This window comes from Candidatus Desulfolinea nitratireducens, from assembly GCF_982879505.1.
Genome location: NZ_CEYOSI010000077.1, coordinates 10,400 through 14,833, shown reverse-complemented (window position 1 = coordinate 14,833; position 4,434 = coordinate 10,400). Strand labels below are relative to the sequence as shown.

The following is a 4,434-nucleotide window of genomic DNA, read 5'->3' as shown; positions in this document are numbered from 1 at the left end:
CAATAAGGTGATAGAAGCCCTCCCTGAACTAAATTAAACATGTGATATTAGTCATTGGTGTGTGGTTTGTGAATGATTGCTAGATAAATAGGGCGATGATTTGGAGCTCATTGCAAATACACTCACCATATCCATGCCCGAGTAGGGTATGCTGAAGGGCCGCAGGTTCCTCATCCAGCGGCTCCAGAATATGCAAAAGAGCTAATTGCCCATCAAAGTGGTGGCAGTTGATTTGGGAAGAGCAACTCAAGCGTGGGTACGCTGTTACAATATTGAATCCTGAATTCGGAGTGGATGGTTATTTGCATGAGTTGCCATTCACCAAAGCTCCAGTTTCCAATCTATGGAAAGTCCAACAATGGATGTAATCTACAGAGCGAGAATATTTTTCTAAATCTGTAAAGAAAATGGATGCTACTTTTAGGTAATTTTGGTATTGCGAGGAAATTATTCAAGTTTCAATTATATTTCTTGAGAAACTACCATTGGTTTAGAAATACTCTGTTTTTAGGGAAGGAAATGTTCGGAGCAAATCCTATTCCACTCACAAGATTTTCAACAACCGCTAGGAAGAATTTCTTTTGGTGAATACCGAGATGCGCATCCAATTCGAGAGACATCTTTCAGATTTAAAACATTGGCTGGTGTGCCAACCCAATATGGATGTGCTATACATCAGTTACATCAATATTTTTGCCAATCCAAAAGTTAATTCTGCTCGTGTTTACGACTTTATTGGGTTATCCTTGGATGTAGAAAAAATGCTGGCAATTCCTAATCAAATCTTGTATCGCAATCGAGCGGGACAAGGCTGAAGGTGTGTATTTTCATGGAGCTAATTCGAAATAATGAATAAAGCAGGATGTATATTATTACTAGCTTAGGTACCAGGAATCTCTTGGCAATAACTTGGAAAAGATTTACCATACACAGGAAATTTCAATAAAGATTACAGGAGAAAATAATGACAGAACGCAAAAAAATTACAATACCCTATCTTTTCAAAAAAGTCATGGATGGCGAACCCATTTCCTGGCTGACTTGTTACGATTATCCCACCGCCTATTTGCAAGAGCAGGCTGGGATTGAGATGATCCTGGTGGGAGACAGCCTTGGAATGACAATGCTCGGTTACGATTCGACCCTGCCCGTTACGATGGATGATATGGTCCGTCACACCTCAGCTGTGCGGCGCGGCGCACCAACGGTCTTCATCATTGGCGATATGCCTTATATGAGTTATCAACCCAGCGTGGAAACGGCCATCCGGAATGCCGGACGATTCATGTCCGAAACCGGATGTGATGCCATTAAGCTGGAAGGTGGCGCTGCGATGGCAGACCGGATCAAAGGTATCACGGACGCTGGCATTCCGGCAATTGGACACCTTGGTCTGACGCCCCAATCCGTCAGTGCCTTAGGCGGATTCAAGGTCCAGGGGAAGGACGCCATACTGGCCAAGACCATCATTGACGATGCCAAGGCGCTTGAAAAAGCAGGTGCATTTGCCATTTTGCTTGAAATGGTACCAGACCGGATTTGTAAGATCATCACCGAGCGAGCCGAAGATTGCATCATTATGTCGCTGGGGTCCGGTCCGGATGCCCACGGCCAATTGCTGATCTATCATGATATGTTTGGCCTGTACCCAAAGTTCAAGCCCAAGATGGCAAAGGTCTTTGGGAACGCCGGTGAAGTTATCCTGAATGGCTTGAAATCCTATCATGACGAGGTCATCGACAAGATCTTTCCGGCTAGGGAAAATTGGTTTGGTATGAAAGATGACGAATACGATGAGTTAATGAAGATGCTGGACAAGTAACAATGGTTTAGATTTTGAGCTTGTTACTTGATAAGAAAGGAAAAAATGCCATTTGCCAACCGTACCAATCATTTAAAACCTGAAGGGGCTTATGAGGTATTGGCACGCGCCAACCAACTGGAGACTGCCGGAAAAGAGATCATCCATCTCGAGATTGGACAACCTGACTATCCCACTTTTGAAAATGTCAGTAGGGCGGGTATAGCGGCTATCCGAGACGGGAAGACGCGCTACACCTCCCCTTCAGGCATGCCATCGTTAAGGGAAGCAATTGCGGAGCAAGCCTCTCAGCAGCGAGGGATTGAGATTCACCCCGAAGAAGTCATTGTCAGCCCCGGTGGTAAGCCCAATCTGTTTTTTCCGACGCTGGCACTGATCGAACCTGGCGACGAGGTCATCTATCCAAATCCTGGATTTCCCACCTACGAAGCCATGATAAAGGTAGCTGGCGGCGTACCAGTGGCCGTTCCGCTATTGGAGCAGAATCAGTTTTCCTTCGACCTGGAAGCCTTCGATCGCCTCATCAATCAGAAGACGAAACTTATCATTCTGAATTCTCCGTCCAACCCGACCGGTGGTGTCATTCCGTCTGCAGACCTGGAGCACATCGCTTCCCAAGCTAAACGTTATGATTGTTGGGTGATGTCCGACGAACTTTACACCCGCATCGTTTACGATGATCTCGAAGCGCCCTCCATTGCGTCTCTGCCAGGTATGAAAGAGCACACTATCATCGTGGATGGCTTCTCCAAAACCTATTCGATGACTGGTTGGAGGCTAGGTTTCGGTATTATGCCCAAAGAACTGGCCGATCGCGTTGGGTTGCTGCTGACTCATGCTGTTGGTTCAACAGCCCATTTTACCCAATTTGCGGGGCTGGAAGCGATTACCGGCCCGCAGGAAATGGTAGATGTGGTGGTGACCGAATATCAGCGCCGCCGTGATGCCGTTGTGGATGGGCTGAATGCCCTCCCCGGTATAGTTTGCCAGAAACCACAGGGTGCGTTCTACGTTTTCCCCAATATCACTGGCACAGGGATGGGTTCAAGCGAGTTGGCGAATCTGATTCTCGAAGAGGCGGGCGTGGCCTTACTGCCCGGCAACTCATTTGGAAAACACGGTGAAGGTTACCTAAGAATTTCCTATGCCAATTCCATGCAGAATATTCATAAGGCTCTTGAGAGTGTTCGATTAATCCTTTGAATTTTTTCCAGAATACTGTATTCAGAAATAATCCCCAAGGTTATTGACTTGGGGATTATTTCTGTTTATTAATAATGAGGTTTGAAGCTTTACAAATACTCTTTTTCCATCATCACGAAATTAAATAAGGCGATTTTTGGATTGCTTCAGGTTGCGCTTAAAACGCAACCGCAAAAGTATCGTAATATGTTCCAGCCCCAAAACCATCAAAAAGGATGTGATCACCGGGTTTTATCAGGGGTAATTGGCGCAAAAATGCGATCATATTGGATGCTGCGCTAACATTCCCAAACTCACTAAGTATCCATGGCATCGGGATTTGTATCCCAATGTCCTTAAGCTGCTTTGCCTTTAACGAATTGATCTTCAAATTGGCATGGTGCACAATTCCTACCGTGATCTGCTTCGCAATTCCCATTTCATCCATCATGGCCTGGTACTTTTCATAAACATCGAACACAACCTGAACCCCCGTTCGCACAAAGAGCTTAACCATTCCCATGGGGCTGGCCATCGCTACTGATGATATCCTGTCTTCAGGTTCATGCATCAGCCCGGCAAAGCGGAGATGATTATCCCCGGACTGAGAAAATTCGATCATTGATTGATCCACTTTAGTTTGCCCGGAGTGTGGATAAGACATGGCCACAGTCAGCACGCCTTTTTCATCATATACCTCATGCGGCTTACCCACGAGAAACTTCATGGTTTGCCCCGGAATCACACCAATAACGCCAGCGCCATTCCCAAATAACTGCAATGCGCTTATATCCCGAGACTTCATAACCACCCTGCTTAGTCCTTCAATTCCCCCAATCAAAACCTTCTTTCCAAATAATTCCTTTGCGACATTCCTTTTTGTCTGTTGGTGAACCGCCAGGTCTGGATTCAACAGCAGATGCAATGCGCCCATTGAACTGTCGCAGGCTTTGTGAACGCTGATTTTTATGGCACTTTCAGGAATGCCTGCCTTTTTTGCGATCTTTTCCGTATAGTCGTCTGATACAGGCCCGGTCATGCCAATGAGCACTCCCTCCACCTCCTCAGGTTCCCACCCATTTGCTTTTGCTGCTTCACGCAAAAATCGTGCCCCCACTTCAACCTCCAGCTCGAGTTGCTCATCATCTGATAAAACGGGACCGTGATGTCTGTGGACAAATCCCAAAGGTGCCAGATTCATCCGCTCCTCCTTGAGAAGGGGTTTGCCAAGGTGATCTTCCAATAATGGAATCAATGCCTCATTATCATAACTCTTACCCCAGGCTCCGTAAGCTCCGCCGATACCAATCTCTGGATGGAAAACACGTTTAATACCAAAAGGAACACCCTCTCTGACGGGAATTACATCGGTTTCAACCTGTGGTTGCTCAAAAAATGGAGCTACAATATTTTGAGAGTTTTTCGATTTA

Annotated in this window: 4 protein-coding genes and 1 pseudogene; 4 read left to right on the top strand and 1 reads right to left on the bottom strand. The window is 46.1% G+C overall.

What is annotated here, in order from left to right; translation table 11 throughout:
• Positions 1-37 precede the first annotated feature (37 nt).
• The 4 genes and pseudogenes from AC3DOM_RS08585 to AC3DOM_RS08570 form a co-directional block, all read left to right on the top strand.
• Positions 38-368: pseudogene (locus tag AC3DOM_RS08585) on the top strand (sugar phosphate isomerase/epimerase); the annotation flags it as partial.
• A 228-nt stretch (positions 369-596) separates the two neighbouring features.
• The gene (locus AC3DOM_RS08580) at positions 597-815 is read left to right on the top strand and encodes a sulfotransferase domain-containing protein (RefSeq protein WP_487918624.1); all 219 of its coding nucleotides are present in this window, start codon (positions 597-599) and stop codon (positions 813-815) included.
• Positions 816-964: 149 nt separating this feature from the next.
• The gene (gene panB, locus AC3DOM_RS08575; RefSeq protein WP_487918623.1) at positions 965-1,822 is read left to right on the top strand and encodes a 3-methyl-2-oxobutanoate hydroxymethyltransferase; all 858 of its coding nucleotides are present in this window, start codon (positions 965-967) and stop codon (positions 1,820-1,822) included.
• Between the two features lie 45 nt (positions 1,823-1,867).
• The gene (locus AC3DOM_RS08570; protein ID WP_487918622.1) at positions 1,868-3,025 is read left to right on the top strand and encodes a pyridoxal phosphate-dependent aminotransferase; all 1,158 of its coding nucleotides are present in this window, start codon (positions 1,868-1,870) and stop codon (positions 3,023-3,025) included.
• A 157-nt stretch (positions 3,026-3,182) separates the two neighbouring features.
• On the opposite strand, the gene AC3DOM_RS08565 is transcribed toward AC3DOM_RS08570, so the two are convergent.
• On the bottom strand, positions 3,183-4,434 hold a 1,252-nt coding region (locus tag AC3DOM_RS08565), incomplete at its 5' end, for a 3-oxoacyl-[acyl-carrier-protein] synthase III C-terminal domain-containing protein (RefSeq protein ID WP_487918621.1).

Excerpts from the sequence above, each read along its gene's own strand:
- panB (WP_487918623.1), top strand. The coding sequence starts at position 965 with ATGACAGAACGCAAAAAAATTACAATACCCTATCTTTTCAAAAAAGTC.
- AC3DOM_RS08570 (WP_487918622.1), top strand. The coding sequence starts at position 1,868 with ATGCCATTTGCCAACCGTACCAATCATTTAAAACCTGAAGGGGCTTAT.
- AC3DOM_RS08580 (WP_487918624.1), top strand. The coding sequence starts at position 597 with ATGCGCATCCAATTCGAGAGACATCTTTCAGATTTAAAACATTGGCTG.